Origin of the sequence: Aeromicrobium sp. CnD17-E (assembly GCF_024124745.1) — a bacterium.
Taxonomy (GTDB): domain Bacteria; phylum Actinomycetota; class Actinomycetes; order Propionibacteriales; family Nocardioidaceae; genus Aeromicrobium.
Genome location: NZ_JAMXRU010000019.1, coordinates 14,125 through 40,016 on the forward strand (window position 1 = coordinate 14,125; position 25,892 = coordinate 40,016).

A 25,892-nucleotide genomic window follows, 5' to 3' on the forward strand; every position below is an offset into this window, starting at 1 on the left:
GAGAGGACCCTAGGCCGCGCCGTCGTCCGCACGGAAGCCTCGGAACCAGACGTTCACCCGAACGTCATCAACCGCGTCCCTGCGCGCCCACGCCGGCCGTCGGCGGCGTGGCGGGAGCCGGCCGACCCAGGTGGTATCCCTGGAGCAGCCGGTAGCCGAGGGACTCGAGCGCCGTCTGCTGCTCCGCCGTCTCCACCCCTTCGGCCACGACGTCGATGCCGATGCCCTGGGCCATCGCGACCACGCCGGCACAGACCGAGCGCGCCCGACGCGAGTGCGTCATGCGGGCGACGAACGAGCCGTCGAGCTTGACGACGTCGACGGGCAGGTCGACGAGGTGCGCCAGGGTGCTGTAGCCCGTCCCGAAGTCGTCCACCGCGATCCGCACCCCGTGGTCGCGCAGGGCGAAGAGGTCGACGACCAGACCGCCCGTCACGTCGAGCAGCTGCGTCTCGGTGATCTCGAGGACGAGCATCGACGGCGGGAGCCCGACCTCGTCGAGCACCGACAGGACCCGCGTCACGAGGCCCGCGCGCCCCAGCTCGACGGCCGAGACGTTCACGTGCACCGGCACCGGCGTGCCCTGCGCGGCCAGTGAGGCCGCGTGCGCGCACGCCGCGCGGAGCACCCCGTCGCCCACCTGGTGCATCAGGTCGCTGACCTCGAGCACGGGCATGAAGTCGCCCGGGCGCAGCTGGCCCCGGATCGGGTGGTCCCAGCGCAGCAGGGCCTCGACCGCGTGGAGGTAGCCGGTGGCGACGTCGACGATCGGCTGGAAGACCAGCGAGAACTCGCCCGACGCCTGCGCCCGCTCGAGGTCGAGGAGCAACCGCGCCGACGACTCGATGCCGGCGTGCACGGTCGGGTCGTAGAACTCCGCCCGCCCGCGACCGCGGTCCTTCGCGGCGTAGAGCGCCTGGTCGGCGTGACGCAGGAGCAGGGGCGCCTCGGCCTGCTCGTCGGCGGCGGCGATGCCGATGCTGACGGTCACGGAGACCGCGGCGCCGTCCTGGAGCGCGACGGGCTCGGACAGCCGGTCCATGATCCGCTGCGCCTCGGCGGCGAGCTCCTCGCGCGTCCCCGCCGACGTGCACAGGACGACGAACTCGTCACCGCCGAGCCGGGCGACGGTCGCCCCGTCGCCGACGAGGGCCGAGAGTCGCTCGGCGAGCTCGACGAGCACCGCGTCGCCGACCGCGTGGCCGCGGCCGTCGTTGACCTGCTTGAAGCGGTCGACGTCGATGAACATGACCGCCAGCGCGGACCGCTCGGACCCGACGCCCTGCGCGGCGCGCTCCAGCGAGTCCGCCCAGAGGGCTCGGTTGGCCAGACCCGTGAGGTCGTCGTGGAGGGCAGCGTGGGCGAGTGCCTGCTCGGCCTCCTTCTGCGCCGTCACGTCGATCATCTGCAGCGTGATGGCCGCCGACGACGCGCCCGACCCCCCGAGCGAGAGGCTCGGGTCGAGGTCGGGGTCGACGAGCGCCAGCGCCACGTCGACCCATCCGCCGCCCCACGCGTCGTCGAGCCGCAGCTGGGTGCGCCAGCCGAGCGCGCGGCCCAGCGTCAGCTCGCAGATGCCCTGGCGGAACGCCTCGACGTCGTCGTCGACGAACCAGTCGCGCGGGTCGACCCCGAGGAGCGCGTGGCGGGGTCGACCGGTGAGCGTCACGAGCGCCGCGTTCACGGCGTCGACGTGCACGAACCCGTCGGGGTCGACCACCACGTGCGCCGATGCCAGCAGCGCCGCCTCCATGTGGTCCTGCAGCTGGTCGCGGTCGCGCCGGCTCTGCACGAGCGCGGCGTCGCGGGCGTCCTCGAGCGTCGCGAGCACCACGCCCACGACGGCCAGCACGAGGACGAAGGCCTGCGCCGCGACGACCCTCGCCTGGGGGTCGTCGAGCGACGCGAACTGTCCGTTGCCGGCGACCGTCGCGGCGACGACGAGCACGCCCTGCAGCGCCACCAGCACCGACGTCGCCTGCGCGCCGCAGCGCAGCGCCACGACGACGACGATCGGCACGATGGCGAAGTCGACCGGCCACGGCAGCCAGAGCAGCACGCCCGTGACGGCGAGCGCCGCAGCCATCGTCAGCGGGCACTCCGCGCCGCGCTCGCGGCGGGTGCGCCAGAGCTTGGGCAGCGCCAGCAGCGCGTTCAGCACGACGAAGGAGCTGACCACGTTGCGGAAGCCGATGATCAGCAGGCCCTCGAGGAACGGCTCGTCGAAGCGCCACCACGCGACCAGCGACCCCAGCAGGCCGCTGGTGGCGGCAGCCGCGGCTGCCACGGCGAGCAGCACGCCGACGTCGCCGAGCGTCGTCCACGTCGAGCGCAGCCACGCCGGACGCCAGCGGTGCAGCAGGGCCGCACCCACGGCGCCGTGCGACAGGTTGACCAGGCCGAAGAGCCAGGCGCCGAGGGGCTCGGTGCCGGTGACCTGGTTGAGGACACCGCTCACCACGATGACGACGACGCACGCGACCAGCCGCTCGAGCGCACTGCGGGCCACCAGCAGCCAGAGGATGACCACGCCGGCAGCGGGCCAGGCGAGCGCCAGCTGCGCCGGGGGCACACGGGTCGCACGACCGGCGAGGAACGCGAGCGCGAAGAGCACGGCGAAGCCCAGCGCCAGCGCCGCGGCTCGCGTCCGCGTGCGCGGGGCGCTGCTCTCGAGGCCGAGCAGCCGCTCCATCTCAGGCAGTCCCCTCCCGACGTTCCACCTGCGGAGAAGCGTAGACCTCGGTGAGGCCACGCGGGTAGGGATCGAGGCTCGACGTCCCGCTCAGGTGGACAGGTCCACGACGTCCCACGCGTCGTGGCCGCCGCTGCCGACGGTCCACTCCAGGGCGCGACGTCGCTCCCAGAGGACGGACGGATCGACGTGTCCGGGGTGCGGTCGGCCCGCGAGCCGTGCGTCGGTGATCCCCCACGTCAGGGCGAGGTGCAGGTCGAGCACGGGGAGCACGTCCTCGACGTCCCTGCGCCGAGGGCCCGTGCGGGAGCGCCACGCCGTCACCGGCTCACCGGTCCGCAGGTCGGGCATCAGCGACGCGAGCTGGTCGCCGCACGGTGTGCCCGCGTCGAGGTCGGGCACGAGGCCGAGGACCCAGGCCAGCGCCCACAGGGCCTCGACCTGCGCCTCGTCCGAGGAGTCCGGCTCGACCGCGCCTGACACGAGAGCGCGCTCGCGCGGGCTGAGGGACGCGAGCAGTCCCTGCTCCGCCAACCAGGTCCGCGCGAGCTCCGGTGGCATGCCGAGCGCCAGGTTGACGCGCACCGTCAGCACCAGCGCACGCTGCACCACGTGCTCCTCGTCCACGAGCACGAGGGGATCGGCAGCGTCGGCCACCAGAGGCAGGTGCGACGGGGGCTGCGGGAAACCGAGACCGGACAGCGCCGCGAGCGTACGGCGACGAGCCTCGGTGGCCGCGTCGTCGCGCTCACGCCGGGCGTCCCGACCCCGAGACCACCTCACCGTGGAGGGCCGAGGACGCTCGGCCGGTGCGGGTCCAGCAGCTCCGTCACGCCGTGCGCGTCGAGGCCGTCGAGGAGGCCGTCGACGCCCTCCGTCAGCTTCACCTCGAGCTCGTCGGGCAGCAGCGGCAGCATCGCCAGGATGGCGACGTCTCGACCGTCGTCGGTGCGGAAGGTCCGCGCCTCCTGTGGCAGCCGGATCGGCGGGGCGAGCAAGAGGCCGCAGAAGCGGGTGTCGTCGGCGTACGGCTCGGCCGGGTCGCCGTTCGGCAGCGAGTGCCACGCACCCAGCCAGGTCCCGTACTCGTGGGGGAAGCGGGCGAGCACCTTCAGCGCGCGCACGGGCCAGTAGGAGCGCTCGTCGACCCAGGACGCCTCGTCGACCGGCCAGTCCGGCGGGAGCATGACCATGACCTCGAGCCGGTCCGGCACCTGCCCGCGCAGGTTCTCCGGCACGGTCATCCTGCGGTCGGACATGCCCGACGTCGCCAACGTGTGGAACGGCCGACCCTCGCCGGCCGGCACGAGGTGCACGTCGACGTGCACGAGGTCCGACACGATCTCGTGGAAGACCGTCTCCACGGGCCCGACCCACTGCTCCAGGTGACGGTCGACGGCGTCCACCGTCTCCGAGCACCCGAGGCCTGCCGGCTCGAACGGTCGCTCCCGCTCCTGGTGGCGGATGGTCGTCGGGTGCTCCCGACGCCGCGCGCGCCTGCGTCCGAGCACGAGCCCTCCGTCCCTCGGTTCTCCCGGTGGGCACGACCCTAGCGTCGCCGCGGTGCCGGATCCAGGGTCAGCGGAACACCTGCACGACGTCGATCGTGCCGACGATGTGCTCGTTGAGGTCGGCGAGGTCCTCGGCAGGTATCCAGTACTCCAGGATGGTGTCGCCACCCGCCTGCTGGACGTCGTACGCGTCGAGGAACGACGTCTCGACCTCGAAGCGCGTCACGTAGCCCACGCCACTCGCCGGCACGTTCCAGTCGCGCGCGATCCGCACGGCGTAGTCCTCGTTCAGGACGGGGTAGAAGATCGGCTGGTCGGGCAGCCGTGGCGGCCACGCGCGCCACCCCGAGGCCTCGACCAGGGCGAGCTCCTGCGGCCCGGTCGGCCTCCAGAGCGTCGTCGTGTCCACCGCGCCATCCTGCCGCAGGACACGGTGGCGGACCCAGCGACGTCCGGCCCGCTCAGTAGTACCAGGGGAACGGCGACCAGTCGGGGTCGCGCTTCTCCAGGAACTGGTCGCGACCCTCCTGCGCCTCGTCGGTCATGTAGGCCAGGCGGGTGGTCTCGCCCATCAGCACCTGCTGGCCGACGAGCCCGTCGTCGATGAGGTTGAAGGAGTACTTGAGCATGCGCTGCGCGGTGGGGCTCTTCGCATTGATCTTGCGCCCCCACTCCAGGGCGGTCGCCTCGAGCTCGTCGTGAGGGACGGCCCGGTTGACCGTGCCCATGCGGACGCCGTCCTCGGCGGAGTACTCGTCAGCGAGGAAGAAGATCTCGCGGGCGAACTTCTGCCCGACCTGGCGGGCCAGGTACGCCGATCCGAAGCCGCCGTCGAAGCTCCCGACGTCGGCATCGGTCTGCTTGAAGCGGGCGTGCTCGGCCGACGCGAGGGTCAGGTCGGCGACGACGTGCAGGCTGTGCCCGCCGCCCGCCGCCCAGCCCGGGACGACGCAGATGACGATCTTCGGCATGAAGCGGATGAGGCGCTGGACCTCGAGGATGTGCAGCCGCGCGAGGCGGGCCTTGTCGATGGGCGACGGCTCCTCCGCGCCGGTGTCGGAGCCGGACGCCTCGCCGTCCTCGTACTGGTAGCCGAACCGGCCGCGGATGCGCTGGTCGCCGCCCGTGCAGAACGAGCGCTTGCCGTTCTTCTCGCTCGGGCCGTTGCCGGTGAGCAGCACGCAGCCGACGTCGGCCGACGTGCGCGCGTGGTCGAGCACCTGCAGCAGCTCGTCGACCGTGTGCGGGCGGAACGCGTTGAGCACGTCGGGCCGGTCGAACGCGACCCGCACGGTGCCGTGCGTGCGGGCGCGGTGGTAGGTGACGTCGGTGAGGTGCTCGAAGCCGGGCACCTCGTCCCAGCCGGACGGGTCGAAGGTCTCGGACACACCGGGGAGCGCACTCATGGCCGCGAGGCTACTGGTGGGCGGCTGCAGGGCGCGCGTCGGGAATCGGTCACACCCGCGTGACGCGCTCAGATACCGTCGGTATCTTGACGCCATGGCACTGTTCGCCCGCAAGGGCTTCACCGGCAAGGTCCTGCTCGTCACCGGCGCCGCACGCGGCATCGGCGCGGGCGTGGCACGGGCGTACGTGGCACAGGGCGGCAAGGTCGCACTGCTGGGCCTGGAGCCCGAGCTGCTCGAGGCGCTCGCCGCCGAGCTCGGCCCCGCCGCGGCGTGGTGGGAGGCCGACGCGCGCGACGGTCGCGCGATGACCGAGGCGATCGACGCTGCCGCCGCGCACTTCGGCCGCATCGACCACGTCCTCGCGAACGCCGGCATCGCGTCGTACGGCACCGTCCGCCAGATCGACGAGGCGTCGTTCGAGCGGGTCGTCGACATCAACGTCAACGGCGTCTACCGCACGCTGCACGCGTCGATCCCGCACCTGGAGCGCACCCGCGGGTACGCCCTCGTCGTCGCGTCGCTGGCCGCCTTCACCAACCTCGCGGGGCTCGCGTCGTACAACGCCAGCAAGGCCGGCGCCGAGTCGCTCGCCCTCGCGACCCGCCAGGAGGTCGCCCACCTCGGGATCAAGGTCGGGGTGGCGCACCCGTCGTGGATCGACACCGACATCGTGCGCGGCGCCGAGGCCGACCTGCCGACGTTCAAGCTGATCCGCGGCAAGCTCCCCTACCCCGCCAACAGCACCACCACCCTGGCCGACTGCGTCGACGCGATCGTCGCGGGCCTGCGCCGACGCAAGACCCGCGTGTACGTGCCGCGGGGCGTGCTGCTCGCCAACTGGACGAAGCCGCTGCTCAACTCCCCGGTTGCGTGGCTCTTCATGCGTCCGCAGCTCAAGCGCCACGTGCCCGACCTCGAGCGCGAGGTCGCCGCCCTGGGCCGCTTCCAGCACGCGCACGTCCCCCTCACCGACCCCAAGAAGCCGCTCGAGGAGACCCCCTCCGCCCCCTGACCCACCCCGGCCGCCCTTGGGGTGGGGCCCCACCCCAGGTGTGACTCCCCCACCCAGCGCTGGGGTGGGAGGCACCGTTTGGGTGGGGCCCCACGCAAAGGCGCACTTCCCCACGCAAGCGACGGCCGCCGGCGCACGTTGGGGTGGGGCCCCACGCAAAGGTGCACTTCCCCACGCAAACGACGGCCGAAAGTGCGCGTTTGCCTGGGGCCCCACGCAAACGCGCAGCGGCGGTCAGGCCTGGACGGACCCCGCGAGCGAGGTCATGTGGCCCAGGCGGGCGAGCTCGGAGGCGAGGAACTCCGGGCCCCCGTGCCGTCCGACGACGACGACGAACCCGCGACCCTGGCGGTCCTTCGCGTGCGTGCCGGCGAGCAGCGTCGACGACCACGCCTCGACACCCTCCAGGCGCGACGACGAGCGGATCGACAACCACTCCGCGGCCTCGGGCACGAGCTTGGGCGCCGACGGCGACGCGAACAGCACCGACGCCTCGCCGTCGACGCGACGCAGCGCCATGGCCCAGTCGGTGCGGAAGGTGGCCGGCACGACCTCGACGAGGCGCTCCAGGGCGTGCTCCGGCTCGGACGTGAACTGCTCGACGGCCTCGAGGTCCATGCTCAGGTTGGCGCCGGCGTTGTACCGCGAGATCCAGTGCACCCGCACGCCGTCGAGCTCGTGGCACGCCGTCACGAGGGCGTCGGCCATCACGCTCGGCGGCAGCTCGAGGAGCACGTCGTCGACCGCCTTGCCGTCCGCGCGGTGCTCCACGATCTCGATCGCCTCGATGTCGGCACCCGCACCACCGAGCGCCGTGGCCAGCGCACCGAGCGAACCCGGGACGTCGGGCAGCTCGACGCGCAGCAGGAAGGCCATGTCCCCATCTCACCACGAGGCTGTTTCCTTTGTGTGACGCCACTACGCTGTGGGTCGTGACCGATCCTGCGGCCTCCGAGACCGTCCCCCAGCCTCACGACCGGGCCCGGTCGGTGCGGCGCTGGTTCCGCATCTTCGCCTTCGCCGAGGCGTTGTCGTGGGGCGCACTGCTCGTCGCGATGTTCTTCAAGTGGGTCGTGCAGGACGACCCGCACACCGGCCTGGAGGGCGGTGTGCCGATCGTGGGCCCGATCCACGGCGTCCTGTTCCTCGCCTACTGCTCGCTCGCGGTCGTGGCGTGGTCGACGTTCCGCTGGAACCTCAAGACCCTCGCCCTGGCGCTCGCGGCCTCCATCCCGCCATTCTTCACGATCTGGTTCGAGACCTCGGCGGAGCGCCGCGGGCTGCTCACGTCGGTCGCCGACGACCCCGACCCTGCCCCCGGCGTCAGTCAGGTCTGACCCGGCTCCGGGCGACGTCCCTGCTTCTGCGCGTACATCCGGTCGTCGGCCCGCGCGAGCAGCGACGCGACGTCGTCGTCGGCGCGCGCCTGCGCCACCCCGCACGACCACGACGCCGGGGCACCCACCTGCAGCCGCCGCGCGACGACCTCCGCGACGCCGTGGTCGGCTCCGGGCATGACGACGAGGAACTCGTCGCCGCCGAGGCGGCCCAGCACGTCACCCTCGCGCAGCCCCGCCCGCAGGTGATCGACGACCGACGTCAGCAGCCGGTCGCCCGCCGCGTGACCACCGAGCGTGTTGACGGCGCGCAGGTCGTCGACGTCGAGGGCGAGGACGGTCAGCGGCGTCCCCAGCCGACGGCGGCGGACCAGCTGCGCGTCGACCACGGCCTGCACGCCCCACCGGTTGAGCGCGCCGGTGAGCTGGTCGGTGCGGGCGAGCCGGTCGAGCCGGAGCCGCAGCCGACCCAGGACCTCGGTCCCCACCAGCACCTGCACGACGACGGCGACCGTCGGACCGAGCATCTGCGGGTCGTGCTGCGAGGCGACGGCCAGCACCCACAGTGCGGTGCCGACGTACGACACCACGCGTGCCAGCGCGAGCGGAAGGAACCACACGGCGAAGACGGCCAGGGTCGGCGTGCTCGTGCCGTTGGCGAGGACGGCGATCTGGCGCTCGGTGCCCCAGGTCAGCACGGCGAGCGCCACGAAGCAGAGCGACACCATCACCGCGACCTCGCGCGGCTCGAGCAGCGGACCGCGCCTGACCGTCCAGCCGAGTCCGCCGAGCGCCACGACCACGAGGAGGTAGAGCACCCATCGCGGGTTGTTGTCCGGCTGCCAGGTGGCGAGGGTGAGCGCGAGCATGCACAGGGCGGTCAGGCTGAGCAGCACCGTCGCCGAGGTCATGGCCGGCCATCCCACGGCCCTCTGCAGCCCGGAGACCTTGCGCAGCACCTGGACCTCCCCTGGACGGCACTCCGACGACGCCCGCCATGATCGCAAGAAGGGGGTCTCTCGCGCCGCCGAACGTCGAAAACTGGGTGAATGTCCGGTCGCGTCGACGGCCAGGGTGCGTCGCCCAGGCCCCGGCGATAGTGTCGTGAGCAGAAGCATCCACGCCGACCGAGGAGCCGTGCCAGCATGTCGCTGAGGAAGAACAAGACCGTCCGGGACAAGGTCCAGGAGCGCCTCGAGGGCCGCCTCGACGACCTCGTCGCCCAGGCCGACAGCGTCCGCCAGCAGCTCGCCGACCGTGCGCCCGAGGTGCGCGACACCGTCGTCGCCAAGGCGCAGTCCGGTGTCGCCGACCTGCGCGAGCGTCTCCCCGAGATCGGGCACGACCTGCTCGACCGCGCGCCGGAGCTGAGCGAGAAGACCTACGACCGCCTCCCCAAGGGCGTCGCCGACCGTCTCCCCGACGAGGTGAAGCCGAAGAAGAAGCGTCGTCTGCGCCGCATCGTGGGGATCGGCCTGATCCTCGGCGCGGGCGCTGCCGCCTTCGCGACGCTGAAGGGCAAGCAGACGCCGCCCCCGCCGCCGTACCAGCCGGCGACGCCCCCGCCCGCCCCGCCGAAGCCGGCCGCCCCGGCCGACTCGCTCGACTCCGTCGACGCGCCGGGCACGAACTAGTCGACCGCATCACCCCACGCACGGGCCGGGACCTTCGGGTCCCGGCCCGTCGTGCGTCACGGAGTGGCCGCCGACCTTCCAGTGCGGAACACTGATCCCATGCGTTCGCTCTGGAAGGGGTCGATCAGCTTCGGCCTGGTCAACGTGCCGGTGCGCGTCTACAGCGCCACCGAGAGCCACGACGTCTCGCTGCACCAGGTGCACGCGGAGGACGGCGGACGCATCCGCTACCAGCGCCGGTGCGAGGTCTGCGGCGAGGTCGTCGCCTACGAGGACATCGCGAAGGCGTACGACGACGGCGAGAACACGGTGGTGCTGACCGCCGACGACCTCGCGTCGCTGCCGGCGGAGTCGGCCAAGGAGATCGAGGTGCTGGAGTTCGTGCCGGCCCAGCAGATCGATCCGATCCGGCTCGACAAGGCGTACTTCCTGGAGCCCGACAAGACCGCGATCAAGCCCTACACGCTGCTGCGCAGAGCCCTCGAGGACACCGACCGCAGCGCGGTGGTGAGGTTCGCGCTGCGACAGAAGTCGCGTCTGGCGGTGCTGCGCGTGCGCGACAAGACGCTGCTGCTGCAGACGATGCTGTGGGACGACGAGGTGCGCACCGCCGACTTCGACGTGCTGGAGACCGTGCCGCGGATCAGCGCGAAGGAGCGCGACATGGCCTCGCAGCTGGTCGACTCGCTCGCGGCCGACTTCGACGCGTCGCAGTTCACCGACGACTACCAGGAGCAGCTGCGGACGCTGGTGGAGGCGAAGCTCGAGCAGGGCGACACGATCGACACGGCGGCCACGTTCGGCACGAGCGACGACGAGGGTGACGACGCCGAGGTGGTCGACCTGATGGAGGCGCTCAAGCGCAGTGTCGAGCGGAGCAAGGAGCGTCGCGGCCAGGGTGGCAGCAGCGCGTCGACGTCGCGCGCCCGCAAGAAGGCCTGACCCGGCGGCATGCCCAGCCGCGGGTCGTCGAGCAGCCAGACCGTCACGATCGACGGTCGGCGCCTGCGTCTGACGAACCCCGACAAGGTGCTGTACCCGGCGACGGGCACCACCAAGGCCGAGGTGATCTCCTACTACGTGGCCGTCGCGGACCGCCTCCTCCCGCACGCCTCCGGACGACCGGTCACCCGCAAGCGTTGGCCTGACTCAGTCGGCACGATAGATCGACCAGGCGACCTGTTTTTCGAGAAGAACCTGCCGGACTCCGCGCCCGACTGGGTGCGCCGCGTGGTGGTGCGCCACAAGAGCCACGTGAACGTGTACCCGCTCGTGGACGGTCCGGCGGCGCTGGCGTGGCTGGGCCAGGTGGCGGCGCTGGAGCTGCACGTGCCGCAGTGGCGGGTGGAGGCCGACGGGACGCCGCGCCACCCGGACCGCCTGGTGCTCGACCTCGACCCCGGCCCGGGCGTGGGGCTGGCGGAGTGCGTGGAGGTGGCGCACGCGGCGCGTGACCTGCTGGCCGACGTCGGGCTGGAGGCGTTCCCGGTGACGAGCGGCAGCAAGGGCCTGCACCTGTACGCGCACCTGACGGGCGAGCACGACGCCGACTACGTCAACGCCTTCGCGAAGCAGGTGGCTGCGGCGCTGCAGGACGAGCTGCCCGACCTCGTGGTCTCGTCGATGAAGAAGTCGTTGCGCGAGGGACGTGTGCTCGTCGACTGGAGCCAGAACAACCAGGCGAAGACGACGATCGCGCCGTACTCGCTGCGCGGGCGCGCCGCGGCCGACGGCGAGGGTCCGTTCGTCGCCGCGCCGCGGTCGTGGGACGAGCTGGGGCCCGACCTGCGCCACCTGACGATGGAGGAGGTGCTGGAACGTGACGACGACCCGCTCGCGGGGCTGGACCCGCAGCCGACGTCGGGCGACGAGACGCCCGCGGCCGCGCCGGACCGGCTGACGGTCTACCGCTCGATGCGCGACGCGTCGCGCACTCCTGAGCCGGTGCCCGCGGAGGCGCCCACGGAGCGCGGCGACGACCCGATCTTCGTGGTGCAGGAGCACCACGCCACCCGCCTGCACTACGACGTCCGGCTCGAGCGCGAGGGCGTGCTCGTGTCGTGGGCCGTGCCGAAGGGGCCGCCCACCGACCCGAGCCGCAACCACCTCGCCGTCCCCACCGAGGACCACCCGATGGAGTACGCGACGTTCGAGGGGACCATCCCGAAGGGCGAGTACGGCGCGGGCCAGGTCAGCGTCTGGGACCACGGCACGTACACGCTGGAGAAGTGGAAGGAGGGCGAGGTGATCGCCGTGCTGCACGGCTCCGCTGGCGGCGGGCTGGGCGGCAGCGTGCGGTTCGCCCTCATCCGCACCGGTGAGAACTGGCTGATGCACCGCATGGACCCGCCGGCGGCCCCCGATGCTGCCGCCCACGCCCCAGAGGCGCGCGACGCTGCGACGACGGACGAGCCCGACGGCGGGAGTCCGCCCGACGCCGGCCGTCTCGAGACCGTCGCACCCATGCTCGCGAGCCGGCCCGACGGCCTCGACCCGCACCGCGACGCCGACGTCTGGGCGTTCGAGATGAAGTGGGACGGCGTCCGCGTGGTGGCGACGTGCGACGGCGAGGCCGTGCGCCTCGTGGGACGCAGCGGCAAGGACGTGACGACGACCTACCCGGAGGTCGCCGAGGCCCTCGCCGGGCTGCACCTCGACGACGCCGTCGTCGACGGCGAGGTCGTCGCGCTCGGCGACGACGGGGCGCCGTCGTTCGGGCGCATCCAGCAGCGCATCGGGCTCGTCCGGCCACGCGACGTCACGGCTGCGCGCCGGGCCGTCCCCGTGCGGTACGTCGTCTTCGACCTGCTGCGGCTGGGCGGGGCCGACGTGACGGGCCTGCCCTACGTGCAGCGACGCGAGCTGCTCGAGGGTCTCGACCTCGACGACGCCGACCGGCTCGACGTGCCCTTCGCCTTCGACGGCGACCTCGACGCCGCGCTCGCGTCGAGCCAGGAGCTCGGCCTCGAGGGCGTGGTCGCGAAGCGGCGCAGCAGCCGGTACCGACCCGGCAGCCGCTCGGCGCACTGGGTGAAGCTCAAGCACGAGGACCACGTGGAGGTGGTCGTGGTCGGGTGGCGACCTGGCCGCGGCGGGCGCACCGGCGGGGTGGGCTCGTTGCTCGTCGCGGTGCCTGACGCGACCGGCGGCCTGCGCTACGCGGGTCGGGTGGGCACCGGGTTCGACGAGCGCGCGCTGACCGACCTCGCGCGACGGCTCGAGCCGCTGCGGCGTGAGCAACCGACCGTCCAGGCCCCGCGCGACGTCGCCCGGGAGGCGGTGTGGACCGCGGCCGAGCTCGTCGGCGAGGTCACCGCGGCGGGCTGGACCGACTCCGGCCACCTGCGCCACCCCGTCTGGCGCGGTCTGCGCGCCGACAAGACCGTCGCCGACGTCGAGACCGTCCCGGACCACCGACCCGGCCCGACCTGACGCTGCCCCCGCCGACCACCACGGGCGTCCGTCGCACGACCACGTCACGTCCAGTCGGCATGCGCTCCACCACGGTCGCTCCTAGCGTGGAACGTGACCCCGTTCCCCTGACGCCAGGACGTGTCGTGAGCTCCTCCTCTTCCCTCCCTCCGCAGGTCGTCGTGCTGTTCGGCGCGACCGGTGACCTCGCCAAGCGCAAGCTGTTCCCCGGTCTCTACCGGCTGGCGCTCGCCGACCGGCTGCCCGCCGACTACCGCGTCATCGGGTCCGGGCGCCACGAGCCGAAGAAGGACTTCCGCGAGCAGGTGATGGACGGGCTCAAGGAGTTCGTCGACGACCTCGACGTCGACGTCGCCGAGCAGCTCGTGTCGCGCACCAGCTTCCAGACCTCCGACGCCGACGACGGCAGCGACCTCGCGGCCGCCGTGCGCGACGCCGAGTCCGAGCTGGGCGACGACGCACGCCGCCTGGTCTACCTGTCCGTCCCGCCCGCGGCGATGGAGCCGATGATCCGCATGCTCGGCGAGACGGGCATCGCCGACGGCGCACGCATCGTCGTGGAGAAGCCGTTCGGCACCGACCTGGAGTCGTCGCGTTCGCTGCAGGCGACGCTCGACGAGGTCGCCGGCGAGGACAGCGTGTTCCGCATCGACCACTTCCTCGGCAAGGAGGCCGTGCAGAACGTGCTCGCGCTGCGCTTCGCGAACGGTCTGCTCGAGCCGTCGTGGGACGCCGAGCACGTCTGCGCCGTGCAGATCGACGTGCCGGAGGAGCTCACCATCGAGGGCCGCGGCAGCTTCTACGAGGCCACCGGCGCGCTGCGCGACATGGTCTCGACGCACCTCTCGCAGGTGCTCGGTTTCCTGGCGATGGAGCGGCCCGAGAGCATCGACGCCGACCACCTCCGCGACGCGAAGGCCGCGGTGTTCGCCGACGTGCAGCCGCTGCGCGCCGAGGACGTCGTCCGGGGCCAGTACGAGGGCTACCGCGACGAGGAGGGCGTCGACGACGACTCCGAGGTGGAGACCTTCGTGGCCGTCCGCGTGCACGTCGACAACGACCGCTGGCGCGGCGTGCCGTTCCTGCTGCGCACCGGCAAGGCGATGGCGGCGACCCGCCGCACCGCGACGCTGTTCTTCCGCGCCCCGGAGCCGCTGTTCGACGAGCGTCAGGACGGCGACGACCGGCTCGTGCTCGAGCTCGGCGAGGCGCCCGAGGTGACGGCCGCGCTGCACGTCAAACGACCCGGCCCGACGTTCGAGCTGACGCGCGCCTCGGCCACCTTCAAGCTCCCCGAGGACGACCCCGAGCACCGCCCGCTCGAGGCGTACGAGCGGCTGCTGCTCGACGTCATGCACGGCGACCAGACGCTGTTCACGCGCGGCGACGAGGTCGACCGGCTCTGGCAGGTCATCACGCCCGTGCTGGAGGACCCGCCGCCGGTGCAGTCGTACGAGAAGGGCTCGTGGGGCCCGCAGGCGGCGCTCGACCTCGCGGGCGAGCGCGGCTGGCACCTGCGATGACGGGATCCCCACCGGGTCCGACGTCGGGGCCGCTGCCGATCTCCGACCACGGCCTGGTCGGGGACCTGCGCACGGCCGCCCTCGTCGGCACCGACGGGACCATCGGCTGGTTCTGTCCCGGGCGCTTCGACGCGCCGAGCGTGTTCGCGTCGGTGCTCGACGACGAGCGCGGCGGGGCCTGGGAGCTCGAGCCGGTCGACGGGTCGGTGCGGTCGCAGCAGTTCTACTTCCCCGACACCGCGATCCTCGCCACCCGCTTCCTCACCGACGACGGCGTCGTCGAGGTGCACGACTTCATGCCCGTGCTCCGCGCGGAGGACCCCGACCACCGCCAGCGCCTCGTACGTCGCGTCGTGGCCGTCCGCGGACGCTCCGTGGTCCGCACCCGGGTGGCGGCCCGCCCCCACTACGGGCGCACGACGCCCGACCTCGAGCCGCTCGACGTCGCGTCGGGCCACGGGGTCTCCCTCACCTGCGAGGGCCGGGGTGACGACCCGGGCGTGCGCATGGCGTTCGGCGCGACGGTGCCGCTCGAGGTCGATGCGGGCGACGTGACCGCCGAGTTCACGCTCGAGGAGGGCGAGCGGGCCCTGTTCGTGCTGGAGGTGCTCGACCCGCACGCCGACACCCCCACCGACGGCTGCGACGACACCGACACGTCGGCGCTGTTCGAGGCGACGTCGCAGTTCTGGCGCAGCTGGCTGTCGCAGTCGACGTACGCCGGACGCTGGCGCGAGACGGTGCACCGCTCCGCCATCACCCTCAAGCTGCTCACCCACGAACCCAGCGGCGCGGTCGTCGCCGCCCCCACGACGAGCCTGCCGGAGACGATCGGCGGCACCCGGAACTGGGACTACCGGTACGTGTGGATCCGCGACGCCGGCTTCAGCCTGTACGCGCTGCTGCGCCTGGGGTTCACGTCGGAGGCGAACGCGTTCACGCGCTGGCTGTCGGAGCGGCTCGGCGAGGAGCGCGACGACGAGGCCGAGCTCGGACCGCTGCGCGTGCTCTACGACATCGACGGATCGGCCCCCACCGACGAGCACGAGCTCGACCACCTGGCGGGCTACCGCGACTCGCGTCCGGTGCGCGTCGGGAACGCGGCCGTCGACCAGCTGCAGCTCGACATCTACGGCGAGGTCATCGACGCCGTCTACCTGTTCGACAAGTACGGTCCGGGCATCAGCCACGACGCGTGGAACGACCTGCGGCGCGTGCTCGACTGGGTGCTCGAGCACTGGGACGCCGACGACGCCGGCATGTGGGAGATCCGCGGCGACGTGCGCGCCCACACCACGAGCCGGCTCATGTGCTGGGTCGCGGTCGAGCGGATGATCCGCATGGCCCGGCGCCGCGGGCTCCCCGGCGACGTCGGCGCGTGGTCGCGGGTGCGCGACGAGATCCACGAGCGGATCCTCAGCGACCACTGGGACCCGCACCACGAGACGTTCCTCATGGCCGAGCACGACCCGGACGCCGACCCCGACGCCGACCCGGTGCTCGACGCCGGCGTGCTGCTGATGCCGATGGTGAAGTTCTGCTCGCCCGTCGACCCGCGGTTCCTGTCGACGTTGGCCGCCGTCGAGGAGCAGCTCGTCGCCGACAGCCTCGTCTTCCGCTACGACGTCCACGCCGCGCCCGACGGCATCGAGGACGCCGACGCCGACGGCGACGGAGTGGGCGACGGCGAGGGCACCTTCAGCCTCTGCTCGTTCTGGTACGTCGAGGCCCTCACCCGCGCCGGCCGTCTGCGCGAGGCCGAGGTCGCGCTGGAGAAGATGTTCACCTACGCCAACCACCTCGGCCTCTACGCCGAGCAGATCGGCGCCACCGGCGACCAGCTCGGCAACTTCCCCCAGGCCTTCACCCACCTGTCCCTCATCAGCGCCGCCATCAACCTCGACCGCGCGCTGGCTTGACGCGGGGCCTGTGCTGGCCGGTGCGCTGGCTGCGGGGGTCTCGGCCTGCTGCTGCGCGGCCTGCGGGGGTCTCGTCCTGCTGGTGCGCTGCTTCGGCTGGCGCTGGGAGTGGTCTCCGAGAGAGCCTCGACCGGCAGCGGGCCCGGGGCTGGCTTCGGGTCTCGGGGTCTGGTCTGGGCCTGCGGGTGACGCACGATTCTTCTTTTCTGCGTTCTCGGGCCAAGGTTCTGCGTTCGCGCGTTCCATCGGTGGATCTGCAACCGCAGGAGCGCCCCTGCGGTTGATGATCCGCCGATAGCGGGCGTCATGCCGGAACGATTCTGCCTTGACGTGGACCGTTCCACATGAACGCAGAATCCTGCCCCCACGCCGAGCACCAATCCACAGCCCGAGACCCCAGACCAGCGCCGCCGCCAGCCGCCCGGTCGAGGCCTTTCGGAGACCAGACACAGCGCCAGCCGAGGCAGCGCACCAGCGAGCACGAGCCTCCCGCGGCAGCGCACCAGCAAGCACAGACCCACCGAGGCAGCGAACCAACGAGCCGAGACCCCTGAGGCCCCGCCCCAGCAAGACCCCCGAGATGCCAGGATCTCCCGCATGGGCACCCCGACGACGACGCACGCAGGCTCGACGACGAGACGCCTCGTCGCGGCCGTCGCCGTCCTCCTCGCGCTCGCGGGCTGCGGGGCTCCCGGGGGCCCTCGCTACGACATCCCTCACGACGCGGAGTCGGGCGGGCAGACGTTGCGCCAGGCGCAGGCTGCCGTCTCGAGCATCCCCGGCCTGACGATCGACCTGGCCGGGGGCGAGCCGCCGAACATCAAGGGCAACACCGGCTACGACGTCCGCGTCACGGTCGCGCCGGGGTACCGGATCGTCGACGGGCCCGCGCTGGTCACCTTCCTCGTGGAGTCGGCGTGGTCGGTGCGCACCGGATACCTGCCGAACACGCAGATCACGGTCAGCGTCGAGACCGGCGACGGACCCGAGTTCGAGGTCGACGCGGCAGCGGCCGAGGCCGGGTGGGTGGAGCGCGGCGAACCCGTGCCGGGACAGACCGCCTTCAGCCTCGTCAACGTCCGCACGGACGACGGCTCACCCGGCCGCGAACGGTTGGGCGACTGGCCCGGCGACGTCCCCGACGTCCCGCGCGACGTCACCGCCCGGCGCTGATCCGCGCGGCCCCCGTCCGCTTCGCGTCCGCCGGCCCGTTTGCGTGGGGCCCCACGCAAACCCGCTCCCCCCACCGCAACCATGCGTCGTTCTTGCACGTTCGGGTGGGGCCCCACGCAAACGCGCGGGTGGAGGCGGGTCGGGTCAGCGGCGACGCGAACGGAGCGAGTCCGACAGGATGCCGACGAGCGCCTCGAGCTGGACGTCGGTGACGTCGACCTCGGTGTCCTCGCCGTCGAGGGCGCGCGCGGCGAGCCCGGCCTTGCTGTCGATGAGCTCCACAATGCGCGTGTCGATCGTCTGCGAGGCGATGATGCGCCACGCGGTGACCGGCTCCTCCTGGCCGATGCGGTGCACGCGGTCGATCGCCTGCATCTGCTCGGCGTCGGTCCACGACAGCTCCGCGAGGACGACGTTCGACGCCACCTGCAGGTTGATGCCGACACCGGCCGCCGTGAGCGAGCAGACGATGATCTGCGTGCCCGGGTCGTTCTGGAACGCGTCGATCGCCTTCGCCCGGGCCGCGGCGGTCTGGTCGCCGCGGATCGTCGAGTAGCCGATGCCGCGCTCCTCGAACGCCTTCTGCGCGGCGTCCATGACGTCGAGGTGCTTCGCGAAGAACACGACCTTGCCGACGCTGCGCGCCAGCTGGGCGGTGTAGTCGGCGGCCAGACCGGCCTTGGCCTGGCCGATGCGACGCACCATCGAGAACACGTTCTCGCCGGTCGACTCGTTGGCCTCCTCGCGCTCCCACGCGGCGACCTTGCGGACGAGGTCGAGGTCGAGCACCTCGGCCACCGGGTGACCGGCCTCGACGCGCGCGGCGGCCGCCCGGTCGTAGCGGGCGACGAGCCGGCGGGCCAGCTCGGCCTCGGCGGCGCGGATGGAACGGCCGGCCTCGCCGTCGAGCTCGACGGGCATGTCGGCGATGCGGCGGGCGGGGATGTCGGCGGCGACGTCGATCTTGCGACGGCGGACGATGCCCATGTCGATGACGGCCTGCCGGGCGGCGGGGAAGAAGCCGGGGTCGAGCGGCGTCAGGCCGGTCTCGTCGAGCCGGTGCATCAGCTCGGGCAGCGGCTTCTTCTCGTCGATCCAGCCGAGGAACTGCCAGATGGCGCGGAAGTCCTCGACGTCGTTGATGAGCGGGGTACCGGTGAGCGCCATCATGAGCGGTCGCGCGGTGCGGCTGCGGATGCGGTCGGCGATGCGGAGCACGTGGCGCGACCGCTGCGACGACGTGTTCTTGATGAAGTGGGCCTCGTCGAGCACCATGCCGCGGAAGCCGAGGTCGCCGAGCCAGCCGGCGTGACGGTCGAGGATCTCGTAGTTGACGACGACGATGTCGGCGAACGCGTCGATGTCGTCACCGTTGCCGTGCACGACCGTGACGGCGCGCTGCGGCGTCCACAGCCCGACCTCGCGCGCCCAGTTCGCCTTGACGACGTTCGGCACGACGACGAGCAGCGGGTACGCCTGCGCGGCGTGCGCGGCGAGCAGCGACTGCGCGGTCTTGCCGAGGCCGGGCTCGTCGGCGAGCAGGAACGTGCGGTGTCCCTCGGCGGCGGACGACACGAGCTGGGCCTGGTGGCGCATCAGCTCGGGTCCGCGGTGGTTCAGCGGCAGGGGCTCGGGGAGCTCCATGCAGGCGGGCGCGCCGGCGGCGGCCCGCTCGAACGACGACAGCAGAGGGCCGATGAGCTCCCACGTCGCGAGTCGGCTCGGCCCGGTGCGGGGCGGCGGCTCGGGGGAGAACTCCGGCGGCATGAAGGGGTTCGCAAGCTGGCGCGCGACGACGGAGCGGGGCACGACGGAGCGGTCGACCCGCAGCTCGGTGGTGGAGGCGGGCGGCTCGGCGGCCAGCTCGAGGCCGGCGGCTGCCATCAGCTCACGCTTGAGGGCGAGGGTCGAGCTGGAGATCTCGGCGTCGTCGGTGAGCAGCATGAGCAGCGCGGGCTCGCGCGTCGCGGTCTTGGCCAGGATGGTGGCGACGCCGTCGAGGCGCTTGAGCTGGTCGGCGCGCTGCGGCTCGGTGAGGTCGGGGTCGGTCTTCACGCGGGCGCGCTCCTCGCGCACCAGCAGGCCGACGGCCTGGAAAGTGGCGCGGGTCGACGCGGTGACGCGTCGTCGCTGCACGGCGTTCTCGACCTCGCGCACCGCCTTCGCGAGCACGGGCATGAGTCCGGTGTCGTCGTCGTGCTTCTTGCGCCGGGCCCCGCTGCCGTTCTGGCGTGCCTTCTGCGGGTTCCGCTGCTGCGTTCTCGTGGCCAACAGGCTCCTCCTCCACGGCCGGACGTCTGCCTCGGCCGGCGGCGGACGGGTCGTGCCCGTCACCGCGACAGGGCGTACGGCGACTCGGCCGCCAGTGATCTCGGCGGCGGGTCGGTGGCTGAGCACCCACCCACGAGTGCGGGCCGTACGGCTCCTGCTCCGGCAAGTGTAGACGAGAGGGGTTCCTTTGGCGCGTTCTGCCCAGTTGTGGCGCCGGATCCACGTGGTCCCGACGGGGTGGTGCCCGTCGGGTCTCGTCCTGCTGGTGCGCTGACTGCGGTGGTCGTGACCTTGCTGGTGCGCTGCCTCGGCCTTCGCTGGTGGTGGTCTCCGAAAGGGGCCTCGACCGGCAGCGGGCCTGGAGGTGACTTCGGGTCTCGGGGTCTGGCCCGGGCCCGCCCATGGACGCACGATTCTTCGTTTCTGCGTCCTGGGGCCCAAGAGTCTGCGTTCGCGTGTCCTATCGGTGGATCTGCAACCGCAGGAGCGCTTCTGCGGTCGCGGATCCACCGACAGGGGGGATCGCGGCCGAACAAAGATGCGTTCGCGACGGGATCCCGTGACAAACGCAGAAGCCTTGGACTTCGGACGCACGAACGCAGAATCCTGCGCCCACCCCGTGCCCCACCCGCAGCCCGAGACCCCAGACCAGTGCCGCCGCCAACCGCCCGGTCAAGGCCCTTGCGGAGACCACCCCCAGCGAAGGCCGAGGCAGCGCACCAGCAACCCCAGGCCCCTGCGGCAGCGCACCATCAGGACGAGACCCCCCCGCCTGCGCACCAGCGAGGGTCAGACCCTCAGTGCACGACCTCCCCCGACCCGCTCGCCTTGCGCAGGAAGGGGGAGAAGGCGACGAGCACGAGGCTGAGGATCGCGCCGACGAGGAACGCGCGCTGCACGCCGTCGACGAAGGCCGGACCCTCGCCGAGCCCGGCGTCGACGCCGCTCGCGGAGACGACGGTCATGATGGTGATGAACAGGGCTGCGCCGGCCGCGCCGGCCACCTGCTGCAGGCTGCCGACGACGGCGCTCGCGTAGGAGTACAGACGAGGCTCGACCGACCCGAGGGCGGTCGTCATCAGCGGCGTGAACGTGGCCGACAGACCCAGCATCAGCACCAGGTTGGCGCCCACCAGCCACGCGACCGACGTGTCCGCGTCGACGTCGACCAGCAGCCACAGGCCCGCCGACACGAGCAGCGAGCCAGGCACGACGAGCACGCGCGGACCGAGCCGGTCGTAGAGCCGGCCGACGAACGGTCCGGTGACACCCATGACCACCCCGCCGGGCAGGGTGATGAGTCCGGTCTCGAGCGCGCTGAGGCCGAGCGTCTGCTGCGCGAAGAGCGGCAGCAGGAGGAACGAGCCGAACATGGCCGCCATGGCGATGAGCATCGCACCGGTGGCGATGCGGAACTGGCCCGACGTGAACACGCGCAGGTCGAGCAGGGCCCGGTCGTCACGCTGCAGCTGCAGCTGGCGGGCGACGAAGGCGGCCAGGGCCACGCCGCCGACGACGAACGGCAGCCAGGTGGGCGTCCCCGACGACCCCTGCGCGTGCTCGCCGATGCCGACGAGTCCGTACACGAGGCCGCCGAGGCCGAGCGCCGAGAGCGGCACCGACACGACGTCGATCCTCTGGTCGCCCGTGGCTGCCACGCTCACCACGTACCGGGCGCCCACCACGAGGGCCGCGAGCGCGACGGGTGCGACGACGCCGAAGATCCAGCGCCACCCGAAGTGGTCGAGCACGAATCCCGAGAGCGTCGGGCCGAGCGCGGGGGCGACCGCGATGACGACCGTGATGTTGCCCATCATCGCGCCGCGCCGGGCGACGGGCACGATCGTCATGACCGTCGTCATGAGCAGCGGCAGCATCACCGCGGTGCCCGACGCCTGCACGACCCGCGCGACCAGCAGCATCGCGAAGCCCTGCGACGCGAACGCGAGCACCGTGCCCGCCGTGAACAGCGACATCGCCGCGACGTAGAGCGTGCGGGTCGCGACGCGCTGGATCAGGTAGCCGGTGAGCGGGATGACGACGGCCATCGTGAGCATGAACGCGGTGGTCAGCCACTGGCCCGTCGACGGCGGCACGCCGAGGTCGTCCTGGAGCACCGGAACCGCCACGCTCATGACCGTCTCGTTGAGGATCACCACGAACGACGCCACCAGCAGCGTGCCGATGACGAGCAGGTGCTCGCGCGGCAGCGGCGGCGTGTCCGTCGTCGCGGTCGGGTCGGTCGTGGCGGTGCTCATGCGGTCCCCTGGGGTCGGTGCCGGGCGTGCTCGTGGCGCGCGGACTCCATCGTCGACCACGGCGCAGACCTGGGGGTGAACGTCAGGAGGCAGCGGGATGTTCCCGCCCCGCCCTGCCCCGAGGTCCGGTCCAGCGGCAGATGCCTCAGAGCCGGTTGAGCACCTGCACGAGGTCGTCCTCGGTGTCGCTGCCGATCTTCTCGAAGACCAGCTTGACGACAGGCGTCGCGAGCTTCGCGGCACCCTTGAGCTGGATGTCGGCGACGTAGGTGATCTCGCTGCCCGAGCCGTGCGGCTGGACGGTGATGGTGTCGGTCGAGTGGGCGGTGTCGTTGGTGCCGACGAACTGCACGTGCGTGTCGTCGAGCTCGGTGAGCTCGTACTCCAGCTCGGTGCTCACGCCCGCGATCTTCGACGTGTTGCGCCACCGGCTGCCGACGGCCACCGGACCGTCGTCGATCCGCTGGCACGACTCCGTGCCCGGGTCCCACTCCTCGGCGTGCGAGAAGTCCTTCAGGTAGTCCAGGACGGTCGACGGAGCGGGCTGGACGGTGAACGTGCGGCTGATCTCGGTCATGCCTCCAGGTTCGGCGACGATCCCGACCCCTGCACCTCGAGCCGCCGCAGCGCCACCCGCGCCGCACGCCGTCCGGGTCCAGGCCCGCGGCGTTCGGGAGGCGCACCTGCCCACCCCGTCCTACGGTCGAAAGGACCCCCGAGACGAGGAGCCACCATGAGCGACACGACCGACGAGAAGACCCTCGACGACCTGCTGACCGACCTGCGGATCGCGATGTTCACGACCATCACCGACGACGGCACCCTGCGCAGCATCCCGATGGCGCGCCAGGACACCGACCTCGACCCCGCCGAGCTGTGGTTCATCACGGCGAAGGACACCGAGCACACCCGCGACGTCGCACAGCGTCCCGACGTGCAGCTGACGTTCAGCTCGTCGGACTCCTGGGTGGCGCTCACGGGCCACGCGGAGGTCGTCGACGACCTCGCCAAGCTGAAGGAGCTGTGGAACACCTTCGCCGAGGCGTGGCTGCCCGAGGGCCCCGAGGGCGAGAACTCGACGCTGATCAAGGTGCGCGTCGACAAGGCGGAGTACTGGGACACGCCCGGCAGCAAGGTGGCGTCCGCGATCAGCCTCGTGAAGTCGAAGCTGACCGGCGAGCCGTACAAGAGCGACCACGGCGTCGTCGAGAACCCCTGATCAGCCTGACGGAGGAGGTCCGACGATGAGCGAGGGCAAGCACCAGCCGCCGAAGGGCGTGCAGGAGACCGCACAGCGCGCGGTCCGCTGGATCGAGGACGGCAAGGCCGGCAAGGGCTTCACCGACACCGGCGACCACCGGGCCCACCAGCTCGCGAACGGCGAGAAGCTCACCGACGAGCAGGCCACGAAGATGCGCGCCTACTTCAAGCGGCACGACGTCGACAAGGACGCCGAGGGCTTCAAGAACGGCTCCGACGGCTTCCCGTCGCCCGGTCGCGTCGCCTGGGACGCGTGGGGCGGCGACGAGGGCGAGCGCTGGGTGGGCACGCTCGACCTCTGAGCCCCACCCCCGATGGGCCGAGGGCTCGCAGCAGGGGGAGAGCGTCGAGCGACGCTCTCCCCCTGCTGCGTCCGCGGAGGGGTTGACCCCCTCGGGCACGGGTACCTCCTGGGACGCGACCGGTCCGCGGTCGCCCACAGCCTCGAGGGGGTCAGTCAGCATGCCGCTCGCCGACACGGAACCGTCCAGCGGGCAGTCCACGGCCTCACGCCAGGGTCGGCCCGAGATCAGGATCGCGTCCGTGCCCTCCGGGCACGTGTACGTGCGGCACCTGTCGTCGCCCGACCGCGACCTCGACGACCCCGTCCGCCGCCTGGCCGACCCCGCGCCCGGGGGTGGCCCGGCCGCCGCGGGCCAGCCGTGGTGGCCGCCCGCCATGCTCGACGCAGCCTGGGTGGAGCGGTCGCACGACTCCTTCGACCTGATGCACGTGCACTTCGGCTTCGATGCCCTCGCCCCGGCGCAGCTGACCGCGCTGGTCGAGGCGCTGCGCACGCACGGCAAGCCGCTCGTGCTCACCGTGCACGACCTGCGGAACCCTCACCACCTCGACCGCGCCCTGCACGACGCCCAGCTCGACGTGCTCGTGCCCGCGGCGTCGGTCGTCGTCACCCTGACCGACGGAGCGGCGGCCGAGGTGCACCGGCGGTGGGACCGCGACGCGCTGGTGCTCCCCCACCCGCACGTCGTCGAGCCCACCACGATGGAGCGGCTCGCCCGACACCGTCCCGCACCCGCGGAGCGCGGCGGCGAGTTCCGCGTCGGCCTGCACGTCAAGAGCCTGCGCGCCTGCATGGACCCGGCCACCCTCCTGCCCCCGCTGCTCCGCGCCGTCCAGCAGGTGCCGGGCGGCGTGCTGCAGGTCGACGGCCACACCGACGTGCTCGACCCGGGCGGCGCGCGCTTCGACGCCGACCTCGCCGCCTGGCTCGCCGACGCCCCCGTCGTCGTCGACGTGCGCGTGCACGACTACTTCACCGACGACGAGCTGGTCGACTACCTGGCGTCGCTGGACCTCTCCGTGCTGCCCTACCGCTTCGGCACCCACTCGGGCTGGCTCGAGCTCTGCCGCGACGTCGGCACCCCCGTCGCCGCTCCGAGCTGCGGCTACTACGCCGACCAGGGGCCGGTGCACGCGTTCACGTTCGACGAGCACCGGTTCGACGCCGACAGCCTCGTGGCCGCGGTGCGCGACGCGTGGACGTCGACGCCCACCCCCGCACCCACCGTGGCGCAGCGGCTGGCGCAGCGTCGCCAGCTCGCCGAGGCCCACGCGACCGTCTACACCGACGCCCTGACGGGTGCCTGCAGCATCGCGACCGTGGGTGGCCGATGAGGATCTGCCTCGTCGCGTCCGCCCGCTTCCCCGTCGCCGAGCCGTTCCAGGGAGGCCTCGAGGCGCACACGGCCACGCTGGCCCACGCGCTCGCCGACCGCGGCCACCGGGTGAGCGTCTTCGCCGCACCCGGGTCCGACCCCTCGCTCGACGTCGAGGAGCTCGACGTGCCGCCGTTCGAGCCGAGCGCGGCAGCGCGCGCCGACGTGGGGGCCCATCCGGACGCATGGATGCGCGAGCACCACGCGTACCTGGCGCTCATGCTCCGGCTCGCCCGCGGCGGGCAGTCGCGCTTCGACGTCGTGCACAACAACAGCCTCCACCACCTCCCCGTCGCGATGGCGCCGATGGTGTCGGTGCCGATGGTGACGACGCTGCACACCCCGCCGCTGGGCTGGCTCGAGTCGGCCATCGCGATGTCGGGCGACGCGTCGACGTTCGCCGCGGTCAGCCGGCACACCGCCGCCGCCTGGTCCCACGCCGTGCAGGCCGAGGTGGTGCCCAACGGCGTCGACACGTCCCGGTGGCAGCCGGGTCCGGGGGGCGGGCGGGCGGTGTGGACCGGCCGGCTGGTGCCGGAGAAGGCTCCGCACCTGGCCATCCTCGCCGCCCGACGCGCCGGGCTCGCGATCGACCTCGCGGGACCCGTGCTGGACGCCGACTACGTGCGTCGCGAGGTCGAGCCGCTGCTCGGCGACGACGCCCGCCTGGTCGGCCACCTGCACACCGACGCCCTCTGCGACCTCGTCGGGCGCGCCGGCGTGGCGCTCGTGACGCCGCAGTGGGACGAGCCGTACGGCCTCGTCGCGGCGGAGGCCATGGC

Annotated in this window: 22 protein-coding genes; 12 read left to right on the forward strand and 10 right to left on the reverse strand. The window is 72.5% G+C overall.

Features of this window, described 5'->3' with window-relative positions; genetic code table 11:
* Window positions 1–67: 67 nt before the first annotated feature.
* From NH339_RS06220 to NH339_RS06240, 5 genes are all read right to left on the reverse strand, one after another.
* Window positions 68–2,692: a bifunctional diguanylate cyclase/phosphodiesterase gene (locus tag NH339_RS06220; RefSeq protein ID WP_253023570.1), complete on the reverse strand. Its 2,625-nt coding sequence runs from the start codon at window positions 2,690–2,692 to the stop codon at window positions 68–70.
* 90 nt (window positions 2,693–2,782) lie between these two features.
* Window positions 2,783–3,475, reverse strand: a complete 693-nt coding sequence (locus NH339_RS06225) for a DUF4272 domain-containing protein (RefSeq protein ID WP_253023571.1) — start codon at window positions 3,473–3,475, stop codon at window positions 2,783–2,785.
* The gene (locus tag NH339_RS06230; protein ID WP_253023572.1) at window positions 3,472–4,203 is read right to left on the reverse strand and encodes a suppressor of fused domain protein; all 732 of its coding nucleotides are present in this window, start codon (window positions 4,201–4,203) and stop codon (window positions 3,472–3,474) included. Before NH339_RS06230 ends, NH339_RS06225 begins: the two co-directional genes overlap by 4 nt.
* Before the next feature lie 67 nt (window positions 4,204–4,270).
* Window positions 4,271–4,612: a hypothetical protein gene (locus NH339_RS06235; RefSeq protein ID WP_253023577.1), complete on the reverse strand. Its 342-nt coding sequence runs from the start codon at window positions 4,610–4,612 to the stop codon at window positions 4,271–4,273.
* Window positions 4,613–4,664: 52 nt separating this feature from the next.
* On the reverse strand, window positions 4,665–5,609 hold the full coding sequence (locus NH339_RS06240) for a 1,4-dihydroxy-2-naphthoyl-CoA synthase (protein WP_253023578.1): 945 nt from the start codon (window positions 5,607–5,609) through the stop codon (window positions 4,665–4,667).
* Between the two features lie 94 nt (window positions 5,610–5,703).
* On the opposite strand from NH339_RS06240, the gene NH339_RS06245 reads away from it, so the two are divergent.
* Window positions 5,704–6,624: an SDR family oxidoreductase gene (locus NH339_RS06245; RefSeq protein ID WP_253023579.1), complete on the forward strand. Its 921-nt coding sequence runs from the start codon at window positions 5,704–5,706 to the stop codon at window positions 6,622–6,624.
* Window positions 6,625–6,858: 234 nt separating this feature from the next.
* Here NH339_RS06245 and NH339_RS06250 read toward each other — a convergent pair whose 3' ends face one another.
* Window positions 6,859–7,500 carry an amino acid-binding protein gene (locus tag NH339_RS06250; RefSeq protein WP_253023580.1) on the reverse strand — a complete coding sequence of 214 codons (642 nt, stop codon included), beginning with the start codon at window positions 7,498–7,500 and terminating at the stop codon, window positions 6,859–6,861.
* A gap of 56 nt (window positions 7,501–7,556) precedes the next feature.
* Here NH339_RS06250 and NH339_RS06255 point away from each other — a divergent pair, with 56 nt between their 5' ends.
* Window positions 7,557–7,961, forward strand: coding sequence for a DUF3817 domain-containing protein (locus NH339_RS06255; protein ID WP_253023581.1), 405 nt, complete (start codon window positions 7,557–7,559; stop codon window positions 7,959–7,961).
* On the opposite strand, the gene NH339_RS06260 is transcribed toward NH339_RS06255, so the two are convergent.
* Window positions 7,952–8,872: a GGDEF domain-containing protein gene (locus NH339_RS06260; RefSeq protein WP_253023582.1), complete on the reverse strand. Its 921-nt coding sequence runs from the start codon at window positions 8,870–8,872 to the stop codon at window positions 7,952–7,954. The genes NH339_RS06255 and NH339_RS06260 overlap by 10 nt on opposite strands.
* A 234-nt stretch (window positions 8,873–9,106) precedes the next feature.
* Between NH339_RS06260 and NH339_RS06265 the strand changes: the two genes are divergently transcribed.
* The 6 genes from NH339_RS06265 to NH339_RS06290 all read left to right on the forward strand — a co-directional run bounded on the left by NH339_RS06265 (window position 9,107) and on the right by NH339_RS06290 (window position 17,642).
* Window positions 9,107–9,595 (forward strand): hypothetical protein, encoded by a 489-nt coding sequence (locus NH339_RS06265; RefSeq protein ID WP_253023583.1) that lies wholly within the window; start codon window positions 9,107–9,109, stop codon window positions 9,593–9,595.
* 99 nt (window positions 9,596–9,694) lie between these two features.
* Window positions 9,695–10,537, forward strand: a complete 843-nt coding sequence (locus NH339_RS06270; protein WP_253023585.1) for a Ku protein — start codon at window positions 9,695–9,697, stop codon at window positions 10,535–10,537.
* Between the two features lie 9 nt (window positions 10,538–10,546).
* Window positions 10,547–13,027 carry an ATP-dependent DNA ligase gene (locus tag NH339_RS06275; protein ID WP_253023587.1) on the forward strand — a complete coding sequence of 827 codons (2,481 nt, stop codon included), beginning with the start codon at window positions 10,547–10,549 and terminating at the stop codon, window positions 13,025–13,027.
* A gap of 125 nt (window positions 13,028–13,152) precedes the next feature.
* Window positions 13,153–14,550: a glucose-6-phosphate dehydrogenase gene (gene zwf / locus NH339_RS06280; RefSeq protein ID WP_253023589.1), complete on the forward strand. Its 1,398-nt coding sequence runs from the start codon at window positions 13,153–13,155 to the stop codon at window positions 14,548–14,550.
* A complete protein-coding gene (locus tag NH339_RS06285; RefSeq protein ID WP_253023591.1) occupies window positions 14,547–16,469 on the forward strand; it encodes a glycoside hydrolase family 15 protein in 1,923 nt (640 codons plus the stop codon). The genes zwf and NH339_RS06285 overlap by 4 nt, the downstream gene beginning before the upstream one ends.
* Before the next feature lie 597 nt (window positions 16,470–17,066).
* Window positions 17,067–17,642, forward strand: coding sequence for a hypothetical protein (locus NH339_RS06290; protein WP_253023593.1), 576 nt, complete (start codon window positions 17,067–17,069; stop codon window positions 17,640–17,642).
* A gap of 144 nt (window positions 17,643–17,786) precedes the next feature.
* Here NH339_RS06290 and NH339_RS06295 read toward each other — a convergent pair whose 3' ends face one another.
* The 3 genes from NH339_RS06295 to NH339_RS06305 all read right to left on the reverse strand — a co-directional run bounded on the left by NH339_RS06295 (window position 17,787) and on the right by NH339_RS06305 (window position 22,748).
* Window positions 17,787–19,913, reverse strand: a complete 2,127-nt coding sequence (locus NH339_RS06295; RefSeq protein WP_308207040.1) for a DEAD/DEAH box helicase — start codon at window positions 19,911–19,913, stop codon at window positions 17,787–17,789.
* A 797-nt stretch (window positions 19,914–20,710) separates the two neighbouring features.
* Window positions 20,711–22,171, reverse strand: coding sequence for an MDR family MFS transporter (locus NH339_RS06300; RefSeq protein WP_253023595.1), 1,461 nt, complete (start codon window positions 22,169–22,171; stop codon window positions 20,711–20,713).
* 145 nt (window positions 22,172–22,316) lie between these two features.
* Window positions 22,317–22,748 (reverse strand): SRPBCC family protein, encoded by a 432-nt coding sequence (locus NH339_RS06305; RefSeq protein WP_253023597.1) that lies wholly within the window; start codon window positions 22,746–22,748, stop codon window positions 22,317–22,319.
* 156 nt (window positions 22,749–22,904) lie between these two features.
* On the opposite strand from NH339_RS06305, the gene NH339_RS06310 reads away from it, so the two are divergent.
* The 4 genes from NH339_RS06310 to NH339_RS06325 all read left to right on the forward strand — a co-directional run.
* Window positions 22,905–23,390, forward strand: coding sequence for a pyridoxamine 5'-phosphate oxidase family protein (locus tag NH339_RS06310; RefSeq protein ID WP_253023598.1), 486 nt, complete (start codon window positions 22,905–22,907; stop codon window positions 23,388–23,390).
* Between the two features lie 25 nt (window positions 23,391–23,415).
* Window positions 23,416–23,733 carry a hypothetical protein gene (locus NH339_RS06315; protein ID WP_253023599.1) on the forward strand — a complete coding sequence of 106 codons (318 nt, stop codon included), beginning with the start codon at window positions 23,416–23,418 and terminating at the stop codon, window positions 23,731–23,733.
* Between the two features lie 241 nt (window positions 23,734–23,974).
* Complete coding sequence (locus tag NH339_RS06320; RefSeq protein WP_253023600.1) at window positions 23,975–25,069, forward strand: glycosyltransferase family 1 protein; 1,095 nt, start codon at window positions 23,975–23,977, stop codon at window positions 25,067–25,069.
* On the forward strand, window positions 25,066–25,892 hold an 827-nt coding region (locus tag NH339_RS06325), incomplete at its 3' end, for a glycosyltransferase (RefSeq protein ID WP_253023601.1). The genes NH339_RS06320 and NH339_RS06325, both read left to right, overlap by 4 nt.